At 49.5% G+C, this 25,087-nt stretch carries 17 protein-coding genes and 1 tRNA gene; 6 read left to right on the plus strand and 12 right to left on the minus strand.

Annotation, left to right across the window (positions count from 1 at the left end; genetic code table 11):
* Positions 1–62: 62 nt before the first annotated feature.
* The 10 genes from C12CBH8_RS09105 to C12CBH8_RS09150 form a co-directional block, all read right to left on the minus strand.
* Entirely contained in the window at positions 63–284 is a 222-nt protein-coding gene (locus tag C12CBH8_RS09105) for a FeoA family protein (RefSeq protein WP_090264620.1), read from the minus strand.
* Between the two features lie 20 nt (positions 285–304).
* The gene (locus tag C12CBH8_RS09110) at positions 305–514 is read right to left on the minus strand and encodes a FeoA family protein (RefSeq protein WP_171846253.1); all 210 of its coding nucleotides are present in this window, start codon (positions 512–514) and stop codon (positions 305–307) included.
* Between the two features lie 244 nt (positions 515–758).
* Positions 759–4,661, minus strand: coding sequence for a GH92 family glycosyl hydrolase (locus tag C12CBH8_RS09115; RefSeq protein WP_215533066.1), 3,903 nt, complete (start codon positions 4,659–4,661; stop codon positions 759–761).
* Between the two features lie 642 nt (positions 4,662–5,303).
* A complete protein-coding gene (locus tag C12CBH8_RS09120; RefSeq protein WP_090264624.1) occupies positions 5,304–6,080 on the minus strand; it encodes an ABC transporter ATP-binding protein in 777 nt (258 codons plus the stop codon).
* The gene (locus C12CBH8_RS09125; protein ID WP_246441465.1) at positions 6,070–7,062 is read right to left on the minus strand and encodes a FecCD family ABC transporter permease; all 993 of its coding nucleotides are present in this window, start codon (positions 7,060–7,062) and stop codon (positions 6,070–6,072) included. Before C12CBH8_RS09125 ends, C12CBH8_RS09120 begins: the two co-directional genes overlap by 11 nt.
* 112 nt (positions 7,063–7,174) lie before the next feature.
* Positions 7,175–8,062, minus strand: coding sequence for a heme ABC transporter substrate-binding protein IsdE (isdE, locus tag C12CBH8_RS09130; RefSeq protein ID WP_215533068.1), 888 nt, complete (start codon positions 8,060–8,062; stop codon positions 7,175–7,177).
* Positions 8,059–8,883, minus strand: a complete 825-nt coding sequence (locus C12CBH8_RS11900; protein WP_246441468.1) for a heme-binding Shp domain-containing protein — start codon at positions 8,881–8,883, stop codon at positions 8,059–8,061. Before C12CBH8_RS11900 ends, isdE begins: the two co-directional genes overlap by 4 nt.
* A 21-nt stretch (positions 8,884–8,904) precedes the next feature.
* Entirely contained in the window at positions 8,905–10,662 is a 1,758-nt protein-coding gene (locus tag C12CBH8_RS11905) for an NEAT domain-containing protein (protein WP_246441471.1), read from the minus strand.
* 388 nt (positions 10,663–11,050) lie between these two features.
* Positions 11,051–11,884, minus strand: coding sequence for a hypothetical protein (locus C12CBH8_RS09145; protein WP_090264631.1), 834 nt, complete (start codon positions 11,882–11,884; stop codon positions 11,051–11,053).
* 150 nt (positions 11,885–12,034) lie between these two features.
* Positions 12,035–12,110 (minus strand) — tRNA-Ala (locus C12CBH8_RS09150).
* 229 nt (positions 12,111–12,339) lie between these two features.
* On the opposite strand from C12CBH8_RS09150, the gene C12CBH8_RS09155 reads away from it, so the two are divergent.
* On the plus strand, positions 12,340–13,836 hold the full coding sequence (locus tag C12CBH8_RS09155) for a glycosyltransferase family protein (RefSeq protein ID WP_099322624.1): 1,497 nt from the start codon (positions 12,340–12,342) through the stop codon (positions 13,834–13,836).
* Between the two features lie 100 nt (positions 13,837–13,936).
* Here the strand turns inward: C12CBH8_RS09155 and C12CBH8_RS09160 are convergent, their stop codons facing one another.
* Both C12CBH8_RS09160 and C12CBH8_RS09165 read right to left on the minus strand, forming a co-directional pair.
* Positions 13,937–14,488, minus strand: coding sequence for a nitroreductase family protein (locus C12CBH8_RS09160; protein ID WP_215533069.1), 552 nt, complete (start codon positions 14,486–14,488; stop codon positions 13,937–13,939).
* Between the two features lie 15 nt (positions 14,489–14,503).
* Positions 14,504–15,850 (minus strand): D-alanyl-D-alanine carboxypeptidase family protein, encoded by a 1,347-nt coding sequence (locus C12CBH8_RS09165; protein WP_215533070.1) that lies wholly within the window; start codon positions 15,848–15,850, stop codon positions 14,504–14,506.
* Between the two features lie 203 nt (positions 15,851–16,053).
* Here C12CBH8_RS09165 and C12CBH8_RS09170 point away from each other — a divergent pair, with 203 nt between their 5' ends.
* The 5 genes from C12CBH8_RS09170 (at position 16,054) to C12CBH8_RS09190 (ending at position 25,073) form a co-directional block, all read left to right on the plus strand.
* Positions 16,054–16,764 (plus strand): metallophosphoesterase, encoded by a 711-nt coding sequence (locus C12CBH8_RS09170; protein WP_090265440.1) that lies wholly within the window; start codon positions 16,054–16,056, stop codon positions 16,762–16,764.
* Positions 16,761–17,921 (plus strand): exonuclease SbcCD subunit D, encoded by a 1,161-nt coding sequence (locus tag C12CBH8_RS09175; RefSeq protein WP_090265438.1) that lies wholly within the window; start codon positions 16,761–16,763, stop codon positions 17,919–17,921. The genes C12CBH8_RS09170 and C12CBH8_RS09175 overlap by 4 nt, the downstream gene beginning before the upstream one ends.
* Complete coding sequence (locus C12CBH8_RS09180) at positions 17,918–20,971, plus strand: AAA family ATPase (RefSeq protein WP_215533071.1); 3,054 nt, start codon at positions 17,918–17,920, stop codon at positions 20,969–20,971. The genes C12CBH8_RS09175 and C12CBH8_RS09180 overlap by 4 nt, the downstream gene beginning before the upstream one ends.
* A 123-nt stretch (positions 20,972–21,094) precedes the next feature.
* Entirely contained in the window at positions 21,095–23,827 is a 2,733-nt protein-coding gene (gene secA / locus C12CBH8_RS09185; RefSeq protein ID WP_099322629.1) for a preprotein translocase subunit SecA, read from the plus strand.
* A 52-nt stretch (positions 23,828–23,879) separates the two neighbouring features.
* Positions 23,880–25,073 (plus strand): DUF1002 domain-containing protein, encoded by a 1,194-nt coding sequence (locus tag C12CBH8_RS09190; RefSeq protein ID WP_215533072.1) that lies wholly within the window; start codon positions 23,880–23,882, stop codon positions 25,071–25,073.
* Positions 25,074–25,087: the final 14 nt, after the last annotated feature.

Below are 25,087 nucleotides of genomic sequence, written 5' to 3' on the forward strand. Positions count from 1 at the left end.
TAAGCTAACCAACAGACTTGAAAAAAGCAAAAACAGAAATCTGTTTTTGCACTTCAGCCTCTTTACTCCACTTCGATCATTTCTGCATCGGCCTTACGCAGTGTAAGCTCGTAACCCCGCACAGTAACTTCAATAGGATCGCCTAGGGGTGCCACTTTTCGCACATGTACCGATACCCCTTTGGTTATGCCCATATCCATGATGCGTCTTTTTGTCGCACCCTCCCCTTGCAGCTTCACCACTTTTACAGTCGATCCGCATGCAACATCCCTCAGAGTTTGCATATTGATTGCCCCTTTCGGTTTTAGATCACAATTTTATTGGCCATTTCACGGCTGATTGCCACTCGGGAATCCTTGATATTGACAATAATATCCCCGTTGATCTTGGAGACCACCATCACATCACTGCCTACTACAAAGCCAAGGTTCTCTAAAAATCGACGGACTTCTTCTTTTCCGCCCACTTTTTTGATGCAATTCCGTTCGCCTGGATTTGCCATGCTCAACGGCATAATGGTCACTCCTCTTCTTAGCCTTACTGTTTTTTGTCTTTTAACTTAGCTACTACTAACCGTAAAAATAATAGCATAGGCTAACAAATCTGTCAAGATCTTTTGTCCCATAATTTTGTCGCTTTTCTTTCCTTTTGTTGTCTTGTGTCTATTCATAAAAAAACTGCAGAGCACTTCAAAAGAAATGCTCTGCAGCCTATTGCTATGCTTTATTAAGCATATGCTTCGCTGAATCTAAAAGCTCTTAGGCCAGGGAAACTGCTTCACAAATGGGAGCAGCATTGGCACCCAGGGCAAAGGCTTTGTAGGTGCAGCCTTCGATGAGGGAAATAGTACCGGAAACAGTACCGTCGGGCTCAACCTCTTCAGCGTAGGTGATGGAAACATCAACCAGTTTGCCTTCAGCATCATAAGCGCCGAGGACAACATTGACTTCCTGGCCGCCTTCGAAGGTGTTGGTGAAGGTTGCGGTGACATTGGCGTCATCCTTGGAGATGGTCAAAGTCTCAGCAACTGCAGCACCCAAGGCAACGGTCTTGCGGGAAGTGGTGATCTCGTAACCATTTTGATCCTTAGCGGTGACATAAACGTCGTCATAATCGCTGATCAGGGAAATGGTAACAGTCTTTGTACCGTCAGCATTAAGTACAGGAGTGGAAATCGTAGCCACGTTACTGATGTCATTGAACTGAGGATCTCTCACGATCACGCCAGTAGCATGATTGTCAAGTTTGACCTCAATGTTGTAGACGCCATCCTCATCGGCGACAGACTCCGGAATGGAGATGATGTCTTCCGGATAGGACATCAGTTCGATCTCGGACACAGACATGCCCTCAGCACCTGTCATATCAAGACGATAGTAGTTGTAGCTGGTGTCATTAACAACTGCGAAGGGTTTCAGCTGACGATCCCAGTCGAAAGCAACATCGGCTCTGGAATCCAGCTCAGTCCATTCCGTACCGTCATTGGAGCCGTACAGCTTCAGTCCGGTGGGAGCGGATGCCTTGCCAGAGGAAGAAACGGTGTACATCTCGATCTTCTGAGCGACCGGGAAATAGTAAGTCACGGAACCTTCGCCGGAGGTGGTGGAAGAAGCAGTGGCATTGGTGTTGTCAAACAGGTTGGCAGGATTACTAATACCGGTCACAGAGGCCCAAGGAGTCCGGTGATCATTTTCTCCACCGTTGGTGGAAACGTTAGACAAAGTACGATCCTTCAGCGGGTTCGGCACATCGGTATCGTCAGCGTCAGTGATCGAGGGAGGAGTGGTGTCGCAAGCCCAATTGGAGGGGTTCGGGCCCATCTCAAAGACGATTTCCTTGGCGTTCATCAGCTTGTCATAGGTGATGAAGACATCGTCATAAGCTTCGCCGTCAATGGTCATGCTCTGGATATAGACGTTGTCATGGCTGTTGTTCTTGGCTTCGATGGTGAGCGGGCCATTCTTCATGTTGAGAGTAACCTTGTCGTACAGCGGGGAAGTGATGACGTAACCATCGGTACCGGTGCTGATGGGATAGAAGCCCAGAGCACTCATGATGAACCAACCGGACTGCTGGCCGTTGTCGGCGTCACCCGGGAAGCCCTGGCCGAAGGACCAGCCGGCATAGACACGTTCAAGGATATCTCTGGTCAAAGCCTGAGTCTTATAGGGCTGGCCGGAGTAGCAGTACATGTAGGGGATATGATGGTCGGGCTGGTTGGCCTGGCCATACTGACCCAGTTTGGAATCATAATGGTCGACGATGTAGTCACGGGCAGTACCGCCGAGAGTCTCGTCGGTGAAGAAGGCATCCAGGCGGGCGTTAAAGTTGTCTACGCCGCCGTAGAGGTTGATCAGACCCTGGACATCGCCCAGTGCCTGCCAGGTCATGGTGTAGCCGTTGGTCTCTTCGTAGGAGGAAACGCTACGGTCATAAGCATTGCCTTGGCCGGCGCCGACGGGACCAGTGGTCAAGCCATTGGGATATTTCCAACGGCCATCGGTGTAACGGCCGACGAACCAACCGCCGCCGCCATAGTTCCAGACGTTGACGTAGTTCTGAGAGCTGTTCTCAAAGTAGATAGCTTCGTCGGTGTGACCCAGGGATTCTGCCAGCTTGGATACGCCCCAGTCATTGAGGTAGTTGTCCAAAGCCCAGGACAGGCCCTTGCCTTCCACGCTGTCATCTGTGAAGCCAACGTAGGGAGCAGCGTCCATACCGGCGCGGCCGGCATAGCCGTCAACAGCGCCAGCGCCGCTTGTTGCATTGCGGGCGTAAACGGAAGCGTTCTTAAGGCTTGCCATGTAAGCATTCTCGACGTCAAAGTCGATGCCCTTCATAACAGCATCACCGAAGATGATGTCGGAGCTGGTGCCGACCATGGAGTTACGGCCGCCAACCGACAGCCAACGGGCCAGCCAGTCAGAATCGATGTAGTGCTGAACCAAGCCGTTGAGCAGGTCGCCGGCGTAGTCAGGAGTCAGCAGGTTGTAAGCGCTCCAGGAACCACGGAAGGTATCCCAGAAACCATTGTTGTAATAGAGTTTGTAGCCGGTCTTAACGGTACCGCGGAAGTAGGGGGAATTGTAGCTCCACACCGGATCTTCATTGGTGCCGGTATTCTCGGAGTAACCCAGCGGGTCTGCGTACAGACGCATGATGTTGGAATAAAGAGCCACTTTTTCTTCTTCGGAAGCGCCTTCCACCTGGATGGTGTTCATCAGGTTGTTCCAAGTATCGGTGGTCTCTTTCTTGACTTCGTCAAAGGACTTGTCGCCAACTTCCAGCTCCAGGCTGTGCTTGGCCTGGTCGGCGCTGATGAAGGAGGTGGCCATCTTCAAAACGACCTCTTCGGTGCCAGCCTCAAACTTGGCATTGCCGCTGCTCCAACCGCCTCCGTTTGCTGTCTGACTAGGAACCTTATCAAACTCGCCATAGACATACATGGTCTGACGGCCGCCTTCGCTGCCAGTACCACTACCAGTGCCGCTGAAAGTTCCATCATCGTTAAAGGTGACGTTACCCAAAACCACTGTGGGGGCCGAAGCGTCGGTCGGGAAGGTGAAGCGGGTGACCGAAGCGTGCTCGGTAGGAGTCAATTCGATCTTCATGCCGTCTTCCAGGTCAATGGAGAAGTAGTTGGGGTTGCCAACCATGGTGTCTTCATTGTATTGCCTGTTTCTGTTGCTGGTATCGCCGTTGGGATTGGCACCAAAGTTAAAGGTACCGAAGTCACCAACCCACTGGCTGGCTCTATGGGAGATGGCCATAGAGGTAAAGCCGTTGTCAGGACGGGGATACCAGTTGTTGTTACCGCCATTGTAGGGGCCCCAGACGTTAAAGCCATTGGGGGTCATGACGCAGGGCCACTGCAGGCCGCGGGAATACAGAGCCTTATTGTTGGTACCAACAAAGATATTGGCATACTCAACAGGAGTTTCCTTGGGAGAGGTATCCACTTCGCGGATGCGCAGATCATCGATGTAAGCATCGATCTCATGGGCAGTACCAGCATCGTTGGTAGCTTTGCCATAGTCGATGATGATCTTATCGATGGTCTTGCCGGCGGCTACTTCGCCGATGTTGCTCTTAACCTGGTTCCACTGTTTGGAATACAGGTGGCCGTTTTCACCCTGCTCCTGGCCGGTGATGCCGTGGCCGTACTGGTCAACAGCACCCAGGTCGCTCAGGAAAGTACCATCGGTGAACTGCAGGTCCATACCGATGTACTGGCTGGTGAATTCCCAGTCAAAGCCGCTGTAGTCGTTGTTTCCGCCGTAGGCGGGCAGGATAACGTAAGACAGCTGGGTGTCTTTTGTAACCTTGACGTTGACGTCTTTGTAAATTACATTCTGGGAAGCAGCTGCGCCTTCAGCCGGCTGCTGGCCGGTAACGCGCAGGGCATATCTTCCCTGCCAGGCGCTGTTGTAGGTGTTCTCTACGCCATAGGCTACCGAGGATTTCTTTGTGCTCAAAGCTCTGCCCATATTCTCGGACGACAATACGTTGTCCTCCAACAGGGTGGAACTTTCAGTTCCTTCAAAGGATGATAAAAATTCTTTGTTGGTGTCTTCCGCACCAGCAAAAATTGCACTTGCGGACGCACTGGTCGCAAGCAACGCTAAGCTTGCCATAAAAGCTAACGTTCTTTTGAATTTCATCTGCAATTTCCCTCCGTTTCAGTTTGGAATCCTTGCGTTTTGTTTGCGTTTCAACTGCTTACTTGTATTTGGGCTTCTACAAGCAAACAATGCATCACGCTCCTCTCGCTTTTGGAACTATGCTAACAACATAAGAGTTGATCCTTTTTTGCGTTTTGACCAAATAATAAAAAACACACTACCTAAATTACATTGACATTTTACCATACAGTTTTTTGATTTTCAATAGTCCCCCTCGATATTTATTTTCAAAATGCATTTATCGGAAATAAAGAATAAATAACGCCATCTTTTTTGTCTATTTTATCCCAAATAGACATTTGTAAAGGTTGATTTCTAATTTTCTTTTGAATCTTTTTATTCCCCAAGAAAAAAAGATGGCTTAGAATGCTATAAAACAGTCTATTTCTTCCCTAAAAACGCAGCGATCTCTTTTGTGAATTTGTATGATAACCTCAATTGCTTTTTAGCATTCACCTCTATTTTCCAGAACGTTTTATCTGAATTAGGACTATGGATCGAATTTTAATCCACCGGCTGTTTTCCCGGCGGATCCAAAGAAAAAAGGCAATGAGGACATCGTATTCCTTTCAGAAACAATGTCCTCATTGCCTATGTCCTATCAGGTTTTCTTGTTTTCTGCTACACAGGGATCACAAAAGGTTTTCCCTCCACGCTGGAGATGGTAAGCTCGACGTCATAAACCGATTTCACCAGTTCAGATGTGATAATCTTTTGGGGTAACCCTTGGGCGATAATCTTGCCGTCCTTCATGGCTACGATCTCATCGCTGTAGTAAAGGGATTGGTTGATGTCATGAAGCACCATCACGATGGTGATGCCGTATTCCTGATTGAGTTTGCGTATCAGCTTTAGAATCTGAAGCTGATATCGAATGTCCAAATAGGTGGTGGGTTCGTCCAAAAACAGCACTTTGGTGTCCTGTGCCAGCGCCATGGCGATCCATACCCGTTGCTTTTGTCCGCCGGATAGTTCCGACACCGGTTTATCCTTATGTTTTACTGTATGGGTGATTTCCATGGCCCACTGTACTTTCTCCTCATCCTTCTTTGGATCCGGGGAGATCCCCATATTATGATAAGGTGTACGGCCATAAGAAATCAGCTTTTCCACCGTTAAATCGGCAGGGGCTGTATTATACTGGTGTACAATGGATACTTGTTTTGCAAAGTCTTTTAACCTGAAAGCCGTAACGTCCCGATCCCTCAAAAAGATCTGGCCTGCATCCGGTTTCAAGTTTTTGGTCATCAGATTAAATAAAGTGGATTTCCCGCATCCGTTGGCCCCGATCAGGGTGGTGATGGTGCCCTCATGGAGGGTCAAGTTGAGTCCATTCAGCACCTGGTGTTTTCCATAGGCAAAGGAAAGGTCCGTGACGGTAAAAATATTATTGTCCATAGTTTTGCCTCGACCTCCTTAGCAACAAGATGAAGAAGGGTCCGCCCACTACCGACATGATGACCGATGCGCTGATCTCATAGGGTGCAGCGATGGTTCTGCCTACTGTATCGGCCAAGAGCAGAGTAAAAGCTCCCAAAAGGATGGAATACGGGAGCAGGACTTTGTGGTTGCTCCCCACCAGAAGCCTTGCAATATGGGGGACGATCAATCCCAGGAAACTAATGGGGCCGATGATGGCGGTGGAAATTCCGGCTAGCAATACGGCCACCACGGAAATTACAATCCGGCTCCGGGTGACGTTGACACCCAATGAACGCGCCGTTTTATCCTCCAGCGCCAAGAGGTTGCATTGTCCTGTGACAAAGAAGGATGCGATCAGTCCCACCAGGACATACCAAAGCAGTGTGCTAAAATCGTCCCATGTTTTCATGGTGATGTTGGCATTTACAATGCTGGCCACGCCGGAATAGTTGCTGCCTGTGCCGGAATTAAAGGCACTCATCAGTCCTGTAAACATGGCGTTGACCGCCACGCCTACCAGGATGATACGCAGCGGGGAAAGTCCTCCCTTCCAGGAAAGACTGTAAACCAGTAGAAAGGCGATCATACCGCCTAAAAATGCAAACAACGGCGTAAAAAAGTACAGTGCCGGAAAGAAGGCGGTCACCAGTACGGCCGCAAGACTGGCTCCCGAACTGATGCCGATGACGCCGGGATCCGCAAGCGGATTCTTCATCACTGCCTGCAAGAGCACGCCGGATACCGCCGTAGCTGCGCCTCCCAGCATGGCGATAAAGATGCGGGGAAATCTCAGATCATAAATGGTGGCTACATCGGGATCGTACCTCACAAATAATCCATTGAATAGTTCCATGGGCGATACTTTCAGGCTTCCTGTGTTCACAGCCAGCAGGAACAAAAGCAGGAGTGCCACAGCGGTAATGGCAAAGGATAGCACCTTCTTTTTGCTGCTTATCACAAGCAGTCCCCCTTTCCAAAAACAAAGCCGGAAGCGTTTTGTTGGAAAAACGCACCCGGCCGCTCTCTTTTTTTCTAGCTGCCCCGTACAAAAACAGTGTGTAACGTCTTTATTACGATTCATACAGAATGGGCTGTAACTCCTCTAGTGCTTCCTGATACCGGAAGGTCGCGCTCATTCCGAATTTCTCGTTGTCCAGGTCATACACTTTTCCATTTTGTACCGCGGAAAAATGTTTCCAGATGTCATTGGTCTCAAATTCCTCTGCAAACATGATCTTCACCTGCTCCGGCATGGCATGGGAGGTGCGCAGAATGATATCCGGTTCCTTTTCGACCATATCCTCTGTGTTGACGTTGAGAAAGTCTTGTCCGTCTCCATCGCCATACACGTTGATTCCCCCGGCCAACTTGACCAAACTTCCCACATAACTGCTTTCGGTGGCCACTACATAAGAACCTGGAAGACCCATCAGGATGAGTACCTTGGGGGCATCCCCCTCGGTACGGTCGGCATACTCGGCTTTGAAATCTTCAAACTCCTGGAAAAGCTGTTGTGCTTCCTCTTGTTTGCCGAACATTTCACCGATGTCTAAAATGGACTGATACATGCCGTCCACGCTTTTGAGATCCAAAAAATAACTCTCTGTCTCAATGTTGTCATACTTGGGTTTTAATTCCCCCTCCAGGGAATTGGGCGTCAGAATAATGGTGGGACTCAGAGATTTGACAATCTCCATATCCGGGGCCATCGGCGAACCAATGCTGGTGGCTTCTTGGTACCGTTCCGGGATGGCGTAACTCTGCGTCTCCGGAACGCCTACCACGTCGTCGATGCCCAGTTTATCCAAGATCTCGCAGGTGGCCACAGAGGTCGCCACAATACGGGCTTGTTCGGTTTGTCCGGACGATTGCTGTGAACCGCCGCCCGACTGATCTACGCATCCCGACAGAAGAAATAAGCAGGCGAGCAATGCCGCCAGTAATTTTACTTTTTTCATGGCTTTCTTCTCTTCTTATAAATTACAAAGGCAACCGCACCGGCCACAACGACAACCGCTACCACAATCCATACGATCAGCGCCGTATTGCCGCCGCTCTCTTCCTCGGCCGATTCCGACGATGCCGATGAAGAACTCGGTGCACTGCTCTCCTCTGCCTGAGAAGAAGCTGCCGAACTCAGGCTCTCTTGTGAGGATACCGCCTGGCTGGATACCGGTTCACTGGATACCGCCTCAGAAGAAGCTGCCGGCTCTTCGCTGGCAACCGGGACATCTTCTACCGGAGTCTCAGCAGTGGTCACCATTTCGCTGATAAAATTTCCTGTTCCCGCCGCAGCGGAACTGGTATCCAACTTCACAAAAAATTGGACGTCCCGTCCCATGGGGGTAACATAAAGAATAGGACTGATATAATTGTCCGCCGAATCCACCTCAAACCGATAATGGTTACAGGTATCGCCGACACGTTCGCAACTGCCGGTTTTGACAATCTCAGCATTGCGATAGGATCCGTCGTCGCCCTGGATCTGAATGCGTACATCACTGACATTGGACATTAATCCAAGGCCCAAAGTCACGTAAGTCTTGCCTTGGGACTGCTCCACCAACGCCTCTTCTTCCACAATGCTGGCACACATACTATCGCCGAGGGCGATGTTGGTACCGCCGTCCACTGTTTCACCCGTCTCCGGATTGACGTAAGAGGTGGTTCTGGATACAATGTATGCTCCGTCGTCCAAGGCGAAAACCGGAAGGGAGACAGCCACCAATAAGGCAGCTGTCACCACTCCGCAAACAATCCTTTTGATCCCTTTACCCATTTGCGCAGTTCCCCTCATGGTTTATTCTCCCTGGGAAGCCTTGCGCTTACCGCGAATGGACAAGGCCAGCATCATACCGGCCGAGATCAGAGCCACCATCATGAAGGGCAGCACGTTGCTGTCGCCATCGGTGTTGGGGTTCTCAACCGGATCTGCCGGAGTTACTACGTCCACAGAAGGATCGGAAGAATCGGTGGAGATCTTCTTCAAGGAGGAGTAATCCACTTTCACTCTGGCATCCAGATCCTGATTGCCCATCATAGCCACGTGGGGATTTACTTTTACCTTAATGTATTCCTGCGTGTGAGGAACGACGAAGGAGAAACAGGTGGGATTTCCGGAAGCGTCTTTCTTTTCCACCTTAGCCTCGGAGTAATTGCCGTCTGCATCGGCAACCTTCAGCTCCTGAAGGCTTGCGGTAATGGTCCCGAAGGTCATGGGCTTGGTATAGATGTACATAGTCATGGTGCCGTCTTTTACCACGATTCGAGCGGTTGTTTCAATCGAAGCTGCGGCCATGGAAGCCTGATCGTTGGTGGCGTGCCACAGCTGGATGGACACTTCATAGATGCCGTCTTCCAGATTGTCTTTGTCCAGAGGCTTGTCGCTTGTGTCGTCATCGGAACCCGTGGAAGAATCTTTCAAAGTCAGGGCTTTGACGGCAGCTTCAATATCGCTGGCCATTTTGTCCACTTTCACCTGATCGTTGGCTTTCAGATCCCGTACCACTGCGTCCAGAGCACTATTCAGCGCTGCAACCGATTCGTCTGTGTACTGCGACAGGTCGGCGGGTACGCTGGCGATGGCTTTGTCCACATTGGTATAGTCGGCGTCTTTATACTCGAGCTCTGCAATCTTGGATTCAATGTCCTCAGCCCAGCCGTCGACAGTGGCCTGATCCTCTTTGGTCAATCCATACTTCACAGCTTCTTTTGCCTCCTGAAGAGCATCCCAAGATGCTTCTGTGTAGAGGGATCCGTCTTCCGGGATCTTATCCAAAGCTGCTTCCACAGCGCTGTAGTCGGCGCCCGCATACTCAAGTGCATCGCGAGCTTCGGTCAGACGATCGATCATAGCATTGATTTCATCCATAGAGGCACCGTTTTCAATCATAGCCTCCGCTTCGGCCAGAACTCCTTCAAAGGCAGCCCATGTTTCAGGGGTATAGTTCTCTTCGGAAAGCTGGCGGTAGGAGTTCACCAAGTCTTCCAATTCGCTGGCATCGGCCTTGGCATTTTCAAAATCCAAAGTCAAAGTGACGTCGGTAGGATAAGGTTTCCCTCCGCCTAAGAAAGCATTCATAAAGTCAACGGTAATTTCCAAAACATAACTTCCATCGTCCGACGCATTGGTCAGCGGGAACTGAACTTCATCCGGCACCTGGATCTCTTCCACAGCAGAAACATCTCCGAATTTGGTGGAGGACTTCTCAGTCTTGTAGGAGAGATAGGTAGCTCCTTCTATTGTGAGTACGTTGGCATGGTATTCGCCCATCAGGTTGATCACCATATGCTGCAGATTGACTTTTGCCGTCATGTCGCCATTTTGATCTACGGTAACTTCGGCATTCTCACCAAATGCATTCGCAAATGCCTGCTGTACGGGCGGAAGCGGCGCCGCACTCACCAGAGATTTGACGGGCACTACATAAGTTCCCGGAGTCGATGCAATATCCGTTCCTTCTGCGAATGCACTGACCGCGCTCATGCTCAGCATCAGCATCGCTGCCAACAGCAGGGACAAACCGCGCTTTAGCCAATTCTGTTTGGTTCTTGCCATAAATCCATTCCTCCATTTTGTTCTTTTATTTTAAGTTAGTACTTACTAACTTAAGGACGAGAATCGTGCGGTTAAAATTTACATCTCCCCTTTCAGCACGATACGGCTTACAGATCCGGCGCCCTCTTTCTACGTCTGAATCAATAAAGCCGTAACTTAGTTTTAGCTAACTATTCGCTCTAAAAAATACGCCTTGCGGCGTTTTCATTGTTTGAGCAAGTCAATTATACTATAAAGCTCTTCCTTTGTCATACATAACTTTGTAGCATCACTGCAACAAACCGCCTACTTTTTTCCTCTTTTCTGCCCAGGAAAGCCCAGAATATGAGCTTTTATAAATGTTGCATGCAGGCTACAAAAATCTCGAAATTCCTTGCTATTCGGTACGCTATATTAATATAGTAAAGATCGCCGTGCTTTCCGGCATATGCATAACCCCTACGGAACATGCCATTTTAAGGCATACACTCCCATGAAGAATCCTGCTGGCATCGTTTCCTACGCTTAAAAAATTTAAGGCATCAGCTGGAAACGACAGAACATCTCCATTGCTCTGAGCATCACAAAATTTATTTCCGTCAAAATACTTTAAACTGCTGATTTTCCCTGTCATTTTCTTTCCATCGACTGCTGAATGATGAGAGGTATCCCGCGCCTTTAGACCGATGATTCCAGCACCTCGATTGACCGTCAAAAGACACGGATGCTCAAATCCATCGTTTGCCATGGAGATGTTGCTTCCATTTTTGGCCGATTCCCGATAAAGAATAAATGGGAACAAATAAGCTCCGTCGCGCAATTTTCTGCACAAAACCGATCCGTCAAAATTCCTTTTTTCTTTCAATATATGCCGGATTCGATAACGTTCCTCCATCCCCTGGATGACTTCAAAGGTTTGGTCAGAACAGTACATAGACAGATATGTGGCATCGTCTTGTGCATTTAATTGCGGAACCCCTTCATAAATGAGATGATTGATGGCAATGTCCATGCGTTCCGCATATTTCTTGGCCGAGATTACTCCACTGGGCGTCAATTTAGGATGTCTGCTATCGCTGCGGTCCAGCAGCCCCTCCTTTTCTAAGGATATCATAGCCCGGCTGACGGCATATTTCTCGGCGGCAAGTGTCTTTGAAAGATTGGTTACAGTACAGTTCTCTAAGGACATCTTTAAAAAGCAAATCAGGATGCGCATTTTTAAAATGTCAATGTGGCCTGGCATGTCTTTCTCCTCTACGATCGAATTGGTTTTCAGTTAGTTTTAGCTAACCAATTATACCACATTGTCTCTTTTTGTCAATTGTACCTGTCCTACATTGCGTTATCCTGCCGCAAAACAAAAGCCTGGAGCTGACTTTGCTCCAGGCTTACTTGGTGGACCTGATCGGATTCGAACCGACGACCCCCACAATGCGAATGTGATGCGCTCCCAGCTGCGCTACAGGCCCATAATCCCTATTAGACTTTTTTGATCTAACAGAGATAAATTATACCAAATCACCTTGGTCTTGTCAATATTTTTCCCTGTCATGACACACTCTCTCTTTAAAAAGAAATGATCCTTAATGCTTGCAATTCTAGTCTAATCCCAATATAATAAAAACCATATATTTGATATTTTATCTAAATAGTTTGTCATTATCTGTATAAAAATAAAAATTTCGAAAGGGAGATCTTATGTTTCGTATTGGGGAAAAATTTTCCTCCTGTTTTATTTGGTTTATTTATGGCTTATATTTTATTTTTATTGCAGCAATTCTTGTTTTTACTGTCGTAGGCCCAGAGGTAGAATATTTTCCCCTCCGTATGTTCATCATGGTTGTAGCAGGTATTCTAGCTATTTTTCTTCTATTATGGTTGTATAATACTAAATTAAAAAAACCGTTAGAAAAAGTTTCTCATCCTACAGTTGTATTAATATTATTTCTAATCTGTTTGTTCGTAAAACTGACTATTGTATTTTGTTTTTCCGTCGAGCCTCGTGTAGACTACGCCACCTTTTACAATACAGCAGTGAGTTTAAGTCGCGGCGAGCTCCCATCCAACGCTCGTTATTTAGCTCTTTTCCCCCATATTTTCGGCTATTCGTCTTTTATGAGCCTTTTTTATAAAATCTTTGGTACGAGCTATCTGATAGCTCCTATTGTAAATGCGGTTCTTTCTTCTCTTTCTATATTCTTCTTCTATTATATAGGTTGTTGCATTATATCTAAAACAGGTGGTATTTTTTCCTGTATTATTTGGATCTTCTTGCCTTCTCAAAGTTTTTACAATATATATGTGTTGTCCGAGCCTTTATATACACTGGAACTTTTGATCGCTTTCTCCCTTATAATCTTTCTAAGTAAACGTTTAGCAAAAACTTCTTATCCTATTTGTTTGGGAATTTCTATTCTTTTAGCCCTTGTTCTGCAACTTATCAATATGTCCCGTCCTATCGCTTATATTCCTATCATTGCTTTCTTCTTATGGTTCTTTTTGGTTTGTACAGATCATTTCTCAATAAAAAAGTTGTTGGCTAAAAAAGCTATCATATTTGCTGTTATGATGACTTTTTTTATAATTTTCTCCTCTTTAGGAAACTGGTTTTTGGAAAAGAAAATTGGAGAAGCTCCAGCTACAGCTCCTGGTTATAACATATATGTGGGCTTTAATGAAAAATCTTCAGGAATGTGGAATCAAGGCGATTCGGCATTGCTTTATTCCTACAGTGATCGCCCGGGATGGACTGCGGAACAGACACAGCAACAAATGCTGGCGGAAGCTAAAAATCGTATTTTATATGATAACATTAATTTCCCAAATTTATTTTTCCAAAAATTCCTAATACTTTGGGTAAACGATCAGTCGTGTATCGATTATTCATCTGATGTTCTTCCTTCTGTCCAAAACCTCCGTGCTATATGCAATGCATATTATTATATTTTGCTTCTTCTTAATTTAATTGGTATATGTGTTGCTATCCGTAAAAAAGAAAAATCAGCTTTCTTTCTAATTTGTATTTTTATGGTGGGGCTTACTCTAGCTCAAATGTTAGTGGAAGTTGCTCCACGTTATCACTATTCCGGTCTTCTTACTTTCACCCTCGTGGGAAGTTACTGTCTTGCCCATCTAGCTCAATGGATGCACTCCATTCCTCGAAAAAGGAAGCAAAATCTATCCACCAAAATTTAAGTAAAACCCCCCCATTGTTCTAGAACAATGGGGGTGTTTTACTCCTATCTAATTTTTAGGCAACATAGAAGAAATCCACTGCTTTTGTTTTGCGTCATCATTATCGTACAACAAAGGTGACGCCTTCTTTACGGGGTGTAGGATTCGGCTGTTCCTTCGGCAGCCCCACCGTTACACAGCACATAATCCTATAATCTCCGGAGACTCCCAGACGTTTAACCATTTGTCTGCCTTTCTCCCCATCGACATAAGGATCTGCCAGACCGATATAGCAGGAGCCAAGACCCATAGCATGGGCGGCAATTTGGATATTCTCAGCCGCTACTGCACAATCCTGTATCGCGTATTTACTGTAGGCTGGACCGCACACGACAAATACAGTAGGGGCATGGAAAAACACATGAAAATCCGGTACACTGGCCTCTTCCCGGTACAATGGGTCACTTAAAAGCATCGTTTGCACATCTTTGGAAATCTCATCCAATAGAGCGCGGTTTTGTACTGCTACCGTCACCCGCTCCTGCCGATCGTAGGCATTTGGCGCCATGGCAGCTGTTTGAAGCAAAACCTGCAATTGCTCTTCTGTAATCTGTTCCTTATCGTATTGACGCACACTCCTGCGTTTCAAAATACTCCGAATCACTTGGTTCATTTTTCTCTCCTTTTATTAAAGCTTCCGGCCGCGGCGTGACTTCGATTTCACACGGTCGCTTTTTTTCCGGTGAATGTTGATGGCGATGGATACAATAATATACAATACCACCAGCGACACAATTCCTATGATGACCGCCTTAAACCAGAAGGAATTGACAATATCGTCGATCATCTTCATGTAGTAGAGGGATTGGCTGCGGTTGACAGATTCCCCTGCCACAAGATCTACCTGTCCGATTTTTTCACCACTGAGCATAAGATCGGCTGTCCCAAGTACATCCCCCTTTTTCACCGGGGCGTCGACGCTCTCGGGTAAATTGGGCACCAGCAGGATACTGGAGCTTTCCACCGATGACGGTACCAAAGAGGACATCTCCTGGGAAGGATAAGCCAATACCGTATCCTTTTCCTCTCCCAAATTGACCTTTACATCCCCAGCCGGCTTGTCCACATCCACAAGGGTCTTTACCTGAAATGCCGGTAAGACCCATTCATAGATTTGTTTGGCCTCCTTAAAGTTGATGTAACCCTCTAATTTATTGCCGTTTTCATCCTCCGTAGGCGCTCCAAGCTGAATAAGAAGATAATTATAGCCGTCTTTGGAGGCGGTGGAAACCAAGCAGCGGCCGGCATCACCCGTATAGCCGGTCTTAATGCCTTTGACGTAACTATAATAGTATTCGCCGCCAACGCCTTTGTCCATCAACAGATTGGTGGTGATGAGGGTGCGTTCAGGGGTCAGATTGGTCGCCGGCATCGTATAACGGGCAGTGGAGCAGATCTCCATGAAATAAGGAAGATCCATAGCGTTTTTCACAATCTTATAAATATCCCGGGCGGTGCTGTACTGGTTGGGATCGTCCAGACCATGGGCATTCTCATAATGGGTATTGGTGCACCCCAGTTCCTCCATCCGCTTGTTCATCTGTTCCACAAACTCATCAATATGGCCGCCGCTGACAAAATCCGCCACGGCATTGGCCCCTTCACAGGCCGACTTAACCATCGTACAATACAAAAGCTCCCGGAGGGTAACCTCTTCCCCTTCCTTAAGATTCGCATTGGAATAGCCTGTCCCCAAATCGTCAAAGATCCGTTTGTTCAGGGTGGTCTGTTCGTCCAGGCGATCGGCGCACTGTTCCAATGCCAACATTGTGGTGGTAATTTTAGTCAGCGACGCCGGTGCCCGACGTTCATCGGCATTTTTCTCATAGACAATGGTATCGGTATCCAAATTGACCAATAAAACCGATTCGGTCTGCACCTCAAAGGGCGGTTCATAGGCCGCCGATCCGCTGATGGGGATGGCAAAAAAGGTGAATATCAGCAAGGCGCAAAGCAAAAACGCCTTTTTTTTCATAGACATTTCCTCCCAATGTGATATACTAATAAGTACAGTATATCAGCATTCCCTTAAAATGAAAAGCAGTTTTTTGGTCCTATCCGCTCTTTCTGCCGCTCTTTTCCTGCTGGAATTTGACGGTAAATGCGGTCTGATCGGCTGAGGCTGGATTTTATATTTTTTATATGCACCATTCGAGATTTTCTACGGAGGGATTCCATTTGGTCTACGTCACTGGCGATATCCATGGCGATATCACCCGCTTCTCCGAAAAGGAGCTGAAACTTTTAAAAAAACAAGATACTCTTATCATTTGCGGCGATTTTGGTTTTATCTGGAACGGATCCAAGTCGGAACAGAGGACGTTAAAACAGCTTAACAAGTCGCCGTACACCATCGCTTTTCTGGACGGAACCCATGAAAACTTTGATCTTCTAGAAGAATATCCCGTCCGGGAGTGGAACGGCGGCCGCGTCCATCAGATTATGGACAACATCGTTCACCTGATGCGCGGGGAGATCTATAACATCGAGGGCATGGATATTTTCACCTTTGGCGGCGGGGAAAGTCCCGACCGGGATCTGCGCCGCGATTTGAGCAGAGACGGTGAAGCCATGTGGTGGCAGCGGGAAATGCCTTCCTCCCAGGAAGTACAGCACAGCGCTCAGAATTTAGAAAATCACAATCTGACGGTGGACTTCATTCTCACCCATGAGCCTCCTGCCTCCATCAAGCATTTCCTCAATCTGGACGGCAGTCAGACTCATATTTTAAACACCTACTTCGATGAGATCAGTAAAACTTGTCAGTTTAAGAGGTGGTTCTTCGGCAGCTGCCACATTGACAAACCGGTTTCACAGCGTCACACCGCTATTTTCCGCGATGTCACTCCCCTCAATCCCCCGGTAAAACGCCAGAGGAGGCGCTCATGAAAATCCTGCACACATCCGATTGGCATTTGGGACGAGTGCTGTATTCCCATTCCCTTTTGTCTGAACAGCAGCATTTTGTGGAGGATTTCTTTCTCCCTTTGGTGGAACGGGAAAAACCTGATCTTGTCATTTTGGCCGGCGATATCTTTGACCGTAAAATCGCACCGGTGGAGGCCATCCGTCTTTTTGACCAATTCGTCACCTATATGTGCGCCGATTTGAGTATTCCGCTGGCTGTCATCACCGGCAACCACGACGGCGCCGACCGTATCTCCATAGGCTCCCGACTGCTTGCAGACCGGGGGCTTTATCTTGTTTCCCGTTTGGAACAAGGCCTTACTCCTTTTCTCCTCAAAGACGATTACGGCCCCATCCAGCTTTGGATGCTGCCTTATTTTGATCCGGCTATGGCCCGGGACGCTATGAACGATCCCTCTATCGAGGGCTTCGGCGGAGCTTATAAAGCCGTCTTGGACGATATCCGGCAAAGGATGGATCCTGCCGCACGCCAGATTTTAGTGGCACACTGTTTTGTCGCCGGCAGTTCGGTCAGCGATTCCGAATCCCCTCTCTACATAGGTGGATCAGGCGAAGTGGATGCCGGTCTTTTTGCAGGATTCCATTATGTGGCGCTGGGGCATCTGCACGCGCCTCAGTATCCCCGCCCCTTTATCCGTTACGCCGGCTCTCCCTTAAAGTATTCCTTTGACGAGGAGCATCAAAGAAAATCGGTATCCTTAGTCCAATTGACGGACAAGCTTTCGGTCAAGGATATCCCTGTCACCGGTGTACGGGACGTCCGCACTGTCACCGGGACTCTGGAAGAACTCCTCGCCCAATCCAGCAGGGATACTCATCGGGACGATTTTATTTACGCTTATCTTACCGATGAAGGTCCTGTATTTGAACCTATGGCTCGTCTGCGGGAGGGATATCCCAATATTCTAGGGCTGGAAAGCAATTGGCTCACGTCGAGTACCGTGAACGTCGAACGGCGGGATCTCCGGGAATCCCTTCGGAAGCAAGGTACGAGCAGCGATTTTACCATCTTCTCCTCCTTTCTCGCCCAGGTATGCGGTACCCAGGCCGATGCTCAAACAGAAGAGTTATTCCGCGCTATTTATCGGGAGACTCTGGGAGAGGAGGCCGGTACATGAGACCCCTTAAAATCGTCATGCAGGCCTTCGGCCCCTATTTGAACCGCTGTGAAGTTGACTTTTCCCGTCTGGGGAAATCGAAGCTCTTTCTGATCGCCGGTCCAACCGGCAGCGGCAAGACCACTATTTTGGACGCCATGAGTTTTGCCCTTTATGGGGAATCCACCGGCTCTCTGCGCAAATGGAAAGAGATGCGTCACACCGCCGCACCTCAGTCGGTTCCTACATTGACTGAGGTGGAATTCTCCTTGGGACAAGAAGCCTACCGCTTTGCCCGTTCCTACAGCCAGCGCACCGTGAAAAAGCGAGCCGGCGGTACCGAGCTCAAAATTGAAACCGAGGCAAGCTGTTATCATTGGCAGAAGGGGCATTGGAAACTTATGGATTCCGGACCTCGAGTATCCGCCATCGCCAAGGAACTTTTGGGATTTACTCACGATCAGTTTTCTCAGGTCATTGTCCTTCCTCAGGGGGAATTCCGCAAATTGTTGGTTGCCAGCTCCACAGAAAAGGAGTCTATCTTAGAGACCCTGTTTGCCACAGGACGGTGGAAACAAGTGACAGCCGCCGTCGTAGCCGCCGCCGATCAGCTCAAGAGACAACTGACCGCAGCGTCGGAAGAAAGGCAGAATCTGCTTCGGTTGGAGCAAGTGGATTGCTTCGACGCCCTGAAACAAAAGCTTCTGGAGCAGGAAACGGCTTTCTCTGAAAAAAAGAAACAGTCCCTTCTTTTGGAACAACAGCTCTCTGCGGCTCAGGAGGCCCTGCGCCAAGGACTGGCCCTCCACGAACAGTATGAGTGTCTTTCTAAGGCAAAAGAAAGACTTTCTTCCATGGAAAGCAACCGCTCCTCCATCGAGGAAATGCGGGTTAGACTGGAGCATGCCAGACGCGCTGCATCCCTTCATCCCTATTGGTCGGCCTGCCAATCGGCTCAAAGCATCTATCAGCAAAAGAAGTCGGATCTCGAGGCGGCCATCCGCTCCCTCAAGGAGGCTGAAGAAGAATATCAATCGGCCGGGGAGAAAGCAAAACAGTTGCCCTCCTTTCAGGAACGGGCTGAAGCAGAGTCGGGACGAATAGCACTTCTGACCCGTTCCGTAGAACAGTGCCAGCGTTTGGAAAACGCCCGGCAAAACCGAGCTTCCTTGCAGTCTCAAGTAACTGTCCTCCATTCCCAGCAGCAAAGCTTAGCGGAGGAATGCTCCCAATTGGACGCCCGCCTGCAAAAGGCTCAACAGTTCCTTCAGGAGCAGTTTGACCAGATCATCTCCCGTATTCCCCTTCTCACCGCTCAGGTACAGGAATTACAGACAGCTGTCAAGGAACGGGACGCTGTGAAACGATTGGAGCAGGAGGTCATCAAAGCCCAATACGCCTATGGTATGGCAGGACAGGAAGTCGAGGATGCCCGTATCTCTTCCGTAGCGGCGGACAACGCTTATCTTTTGATGGAAAAGGCCGCTCAGGCTGACGCCGCTTATTGGCTTGCCAGCTCCCTCCTTCCAGATGAACCGTGCCCTGTATGCGGGTCTACTTCCCACCCGGCTTTGGCCGTCCCTGCCGGCGGCGTCCCCGCCCCACAGCAGCTGGAAGCTTGCCGCACTGCCAAACAACAGGCTGCCGAGGCTTTCCAGAGGGCGGAGTCGAAGCTTCAACAGAAAAAAATAGTGCTGGAAAATGCCCAAAGCCAATGGCAAGAGGCAAACGAGATATTCTCCCGCCGGGGAATCGATGCCCGGACATTGAACGCCACGCTGGAGCGTACCCAATGTCAATTGGACAACGCGCAGGCTGAGGAGCAAAAACGTCCCGGATACGAAAAAGCCCGGGATAAAATCCAGGCAAAACTGCAGTTAAGATCGGCTGATCTGGATCGATGCCGTCAGGAGGTCTCCCAGGCAGAGCAACGTCTGGCTGCCGCCATCGCCGCTCAGGAGGAGCTTTCCCAGTCGTTGTCCGGCGCCAAAGGAAACGCATCCGATTATCAAAAACAGCTTTTAGCAGCCAAGCATCTGCATGAATCCCTAAAAAAGCAGATCGAGTCCATCCAAACCGCACTGCAAGAAGCTCGAGTAGAGCATACCAAATCCCTCCAGGCCCATGCCGCCGCTCAGAAAGCCTTAGAGGAATCGATCTCACATTTCGAGCAATGCCGTCGGGAATGGGAAACGCAATGTCTTTCCCTCGGCGTCGCCCCGGATGAAAAGCATCACGATTTCTATCTGCCAAAAGAAGAAATGGAATCGTTGGAACAGCGTATCCTGCAGTTCGACCGCAGCTATGATCTGACCAAGTCCCAGACAAAGGATCTGGAGCAGCAGTTGGACGGAAGCTCCCCTCCCGATCTGGACGCTCTGCGCACGCGGCAGCAGGAGGCTCAATTGCAAAAATCCCAGTCGGATACCGAACTCGGTTCTCTTCAAGCTCGGACTGCCTCCCTGAAAAGAACCTGCGAACAGTTAGACGACTGCATCAAACGCACCGCTGAATTGGAGCAGCAGTACACTCGCACCGGCGGCTTGGGACAACTGCTTTCCGGTAAAAATCCTCTCAAAACTCCCATCCATCAATTTGTATTGGGCGTTCTGCTGGACGACGTTGTGCGCACCGCCAATCTCTATTTCATCCGCCTCAGCCGCGGACAATACAGCCTTATCCGTCAGGATTCCCAGGGTGGGCAGGGATTCCGCGGGCTGGATCTTTACGTCAACGACGCCCATCGAGGCGGCACCCGTTCGGTGAAAACCCTGTCGGGCGGTGAGCTGTTCTTGGCCTCTCTATCCCTGGCCTTTGGTCTGTCCGATGTGGTACAGAGCATGGCCGGCGGCGTTCATCTGGACGCCATCTTCATCGATGAGGGGTTTGGTACGCTGGACATGGAGACCTTGGAGGCGGCCATGCGGGCGCTGGACGATATCCAAGCCTCCGGACGTCTGGTGGGCATTATCTCTCACGTCCGGGAACTGCGGGACCGCATCCCCATGCGCATCGAAGTATCCCCCGATCCCCACGGAGGAAGCTCCCTACAGTGGAAAAACGACGTCTAATGGCATTTTGCCCTTGCTTCCCCCATGGATTTTACGATTATTTTACGTGATTTACAAAAAAGACATGGATTTTTTCCTGTTTTATGGTATAATATTCTGGATTATTTATCTGAGGTGATTCCCATGAATCTATTCAAAAGCCTATTCGGATCATACAGCAAGCGTGAATTAAAGCGAATCGACCCGATTTGCAAACGGGTCTTGGATTTAGAAGAGACCTATCGCGCTATGTCGGAAAGTGAGCTGAAAGGCTCTACCGAACGGTTGAAAGCCCGTTTGGCCGACGGTGAAACTTTGGATGATATCTTACCCGACGCTTTCGCCGCCTGCCGCGAAGCTTCTGACCGCGTGTTGGGAATGCGCCATTTCCCAGTACAGATCATCGGCGGTATCATTCTCCACCAAGGCCGCATCGCCGAAATGAAAACCGGTGAAGGTAAAACCTTGGTGGCCACCCTTCCCGCCTATTTAAACGCACTGTCCGGCAAGGGCGTGCATATCGTCACGGTCAACGACTACCTGGCCCGCCGTGACTCGGAGTGGATGGGCAAGGTCTACCGTTATCTCGGGCTGAAGGTTGGCCTTATCGTCCACGATATGTCCAATGAGGAACGCCGTGCGGCTTACAATGCCGATATTACCTATGGCACCAACAACGAGCTGGGCTTCGATTATCTGCGCGACAACATGGTGATTTATAAGAACCAGAAGGTACAGCGCGGCCATAATTTCGCCATCGTGGACGAGGTGGACTCCATCCTCATCGACGAAGCCCGTACCCCCCTCATTATCTCCGGCCAGGGCGACAAATCCACCGACCTTTACGAACGCGCCGATCGTCTGGCCCGCACCTTGAAAATGTACAAGGTCAAGGAACTCAATGATAAGGAAAGTCACGACGATGTGGACGGCGATTACATTGTCGATGAAAAGGCCAAAACCGCTACCCTGACCCCTGCCGGCGTGGAAAAAGCGGAAAAATACTTCGGCGTGGAAAACCTGATGGATGTGGATAACATCACGATTCTCCATCACGTCAACCAGGCCATCCGTGCCCACGGCATCATGCACCGCGATATCGATTATGTGGTCAAAGACGGTGAAGTCATTATCGTCGACGAATTCACCGGCCGCCTCATGTTCGGCCGCCGCTACAACGAAGGCCTCCATCAGGCCATCGAGGCCAAGGAAGGCGTCAAGGTGGAGCGGGAGTCCAAGACTCTGGCTACCATCACCTTTCAGAACTTCTTCCGTCTTTACAGCAAGCTGTCCGGTATGACCGGTACCGCTACCACCGAGGAAACCGAATTCCAGGAAATCTACAAGCTGGACGTTGTGGAAATCCCCACCAACCGCCCGGTAGTCCGTACCGACTACCCGGATGTGGTGTATAAAACCGAACAGGCTAAATTCAAAGCCGTCATCGAGCAGATCGAGGAGTGCCATGAAAAAGGCCAGCCCGTCCTGGTGGGCACCATCTCCATTGAGAAGTCGGAAGTCCTGTCCAGCATGCTGAAGAAAAAGGGCATCAAGCACGAAGTGCTCAACGCAAAATTCCACGAAAAAGAAGCTGAGATCGTCGCCCAGGCCGGTAAGAAAGGCGCTGTCACCATCGCCACCAATATGGCCGGCCGTGGTACCGATATTATCCTGGGCGGTAACCCTGAATTCATGGCCAAAGCGGAGATGCGCCGTCAGGAATTCGACGAGGAGCTCATCAACGAGGCCACCGGCTTTGCTGAGACCGACGACGAAGAGCTGCTCAACGCCCGCAAGACCTATCAGGAACTGCTTAAGAAATACAAAGAGGAGCTCAAGGATGAAGTGGATGCCGTTAAAGAGGCCGGCGGCCTGTTTATCATCGGCACCGAGCGCCATGAATCCCGCCGTATTGACAATCAGCTGCGCGGCCGTGCCGGCCGTCAGGGCGACGTGGGCGCCAGCCGGTTCTATCTGTCGCTGGAAGACGATCTGATGCGTCTCTTCGGCGGCGACCGCATCAACAGCCTGATGGAATCTTTGGGACTGGAAGAGGATACCCCCATTGAGAATAAGATGCTGACAAACTCCATTGAGAGCGCCCAGCATAAGGTGGAAAGCCGTAACTTTGCCATCCGTAAAAACGTGCTCCAGTACGACGACGTTATGAACCGTCAGCGTGAGATCATCTACAGCCAGCGCGATAAGGTTCTGGACGGCGAAGATCTGAAGGATTCCATCGAGAAGATGATCTCCGAATGCATCGAGCGCAATGTCCGCCGTTACCTCAATGGCGAACAAAAAGAACATTGGAACTTCACCAGTCTCCGTGAAACCTATTTGGGCTGGCTCACCACTCCCGACGACTTCCACTACACTCCCATGGAGCTGGAGGGCACCGAACCGGAATACATCATTAATCTGCTCATAGACCGTGCCAAGCAGGTATACGAAGCCCGTGAGCTGGCCTTTGGCGAACAGCTGATGCGTGAGATTGAACGGGTCATGCTGCTGCGTATGGTGGACACCAAGTGGATGGACCATATCGACAATATGGAAGAGCTCAAACGAGGCATCTCCCTGCGCGCCTATGGTCAAAAAGACCCGGTTGTGGAATATCGTCTGGAAGGTTTCGATATGTTTGATGAGATGATCGCTTCCATCCAGGAGGATACCATGCGTCTGGTTCTGACGGTACAGATCCGCCAGAAGGAGGAACCCAAGCGCGAGCAGGTGGCGAAACCCATCGAGCCCGCTGGAGACGGTTCCGATCCCGCCAGCAAAACGGTCAAAAACAAAGAGAAGATCGGCCGCAATGACCTCTGCCCCTGCGGCAGCGGAAAGAAATATAAGAAATGCTGTGGAAAAGACAAATAAGCCACTTCTTGCCTGCAATCCCACTATGATTGCCTAAAAGGAGGCCCTTTTGATGATTCTAAGCAAACGTCTGAAACAAGTCCTGGCTCTTGTGTTGTCCCTGACGGTGCTGACCTCTTTGGCCATCCCCGTCGCCGCCGATGCCGATACCCGTCCCTTCCTCAGCCTGGGCAAGGAACAATCAGATCAGGAACGGCAGACTGTACTGGAGCTGCTGGGTGTGGATCCTGACAACTTGGATGATTACAATGTCCTCTATGTTTCCAACCAGGATGAGCATGATTATCTCTCGTCCTATATGTCGGAGTCGCTGATCGGTACCAGGGCTTTGTCCTCGGTCTTGATCGTCCCTACGGAAGAAGGTACAGGCATTCAGGTCACCTGCCAAAATATCAACTACTGTACCCCCGGCATGTACCGGAACGCTCTGATCACCGCCGGCATCACCGATGCCAACGTCAAAGTCGCCGCTCCCTTTAACCTCCCCGGTACCGCCGCGTTGGTAGGCGCTATGAAGTCCTATGAAGCCATGACCGGCGAGCCTCTCTCCGATGAATCCAAAGACGCCGCCACCAATGAATTGATCGTCACTGGTGACGTAGGCGACAGCATCGGCGATATGGAAAAGGCCGAAGAATTGATGGCTTTGGTCAAACAAGAGGTTGTGGAAAAGGATACCAGCGATGAAAAAGAGATCGGCGATGTGGTGGACAAATCGGCTGATGCTTTGGAAGTTCAGCTAAGCGATGAGGATCGTCAGCTTATCATCGATTTGATGAAAAAGATTGCCGACTTGGATCTTAACATCGACAGCATCAAACAACAGGCTCAGGACCTTTATGACAAATTGTCTGATATCAACATCGACACCGGCTTCTTTGCTTCCATCGGCCAATTCTTCAGCGATTTATGGAACGCCATTGTGGAGTTCTTCACCAATCTCTTTGGCGGCGGTGGCGATGCTTCCAGCCAGGTTTCTTCGGAACCTGTATCCTCAGAAGCCTCTTCGGAAACGGAATCCCAAGCAGAGTCCAGCAACGCCGCCGAACAGGATGACACCTCCTCCAAACAGGAAAGCAGTCGTCCCGCCTCCTCGGCCGCTCCATCTAAAGCACCTGTTGCAGAAGAGCCCACTTCCTCTTCCGGGGATGAAACGCCTTCCAAAGCTCCAGTCCAATCGGAAGAACCTGCTTCCAGCCCAAATGCTGAACAGCAGACGGAAGTCTCTTCCCAAGCGGCAGCTTAACTGTTTCAAAATAA

The sequence above is a fragment of the Solibaculum mannosilyticum genome, from assembly GCF_015140235.1.
Classification (GTDB): Bacteria; Bacillota; Clostridia; order Oscillospirales; family Acutalibacteraceae; genus Solibaculum; species Solibaculum mannosilyticum.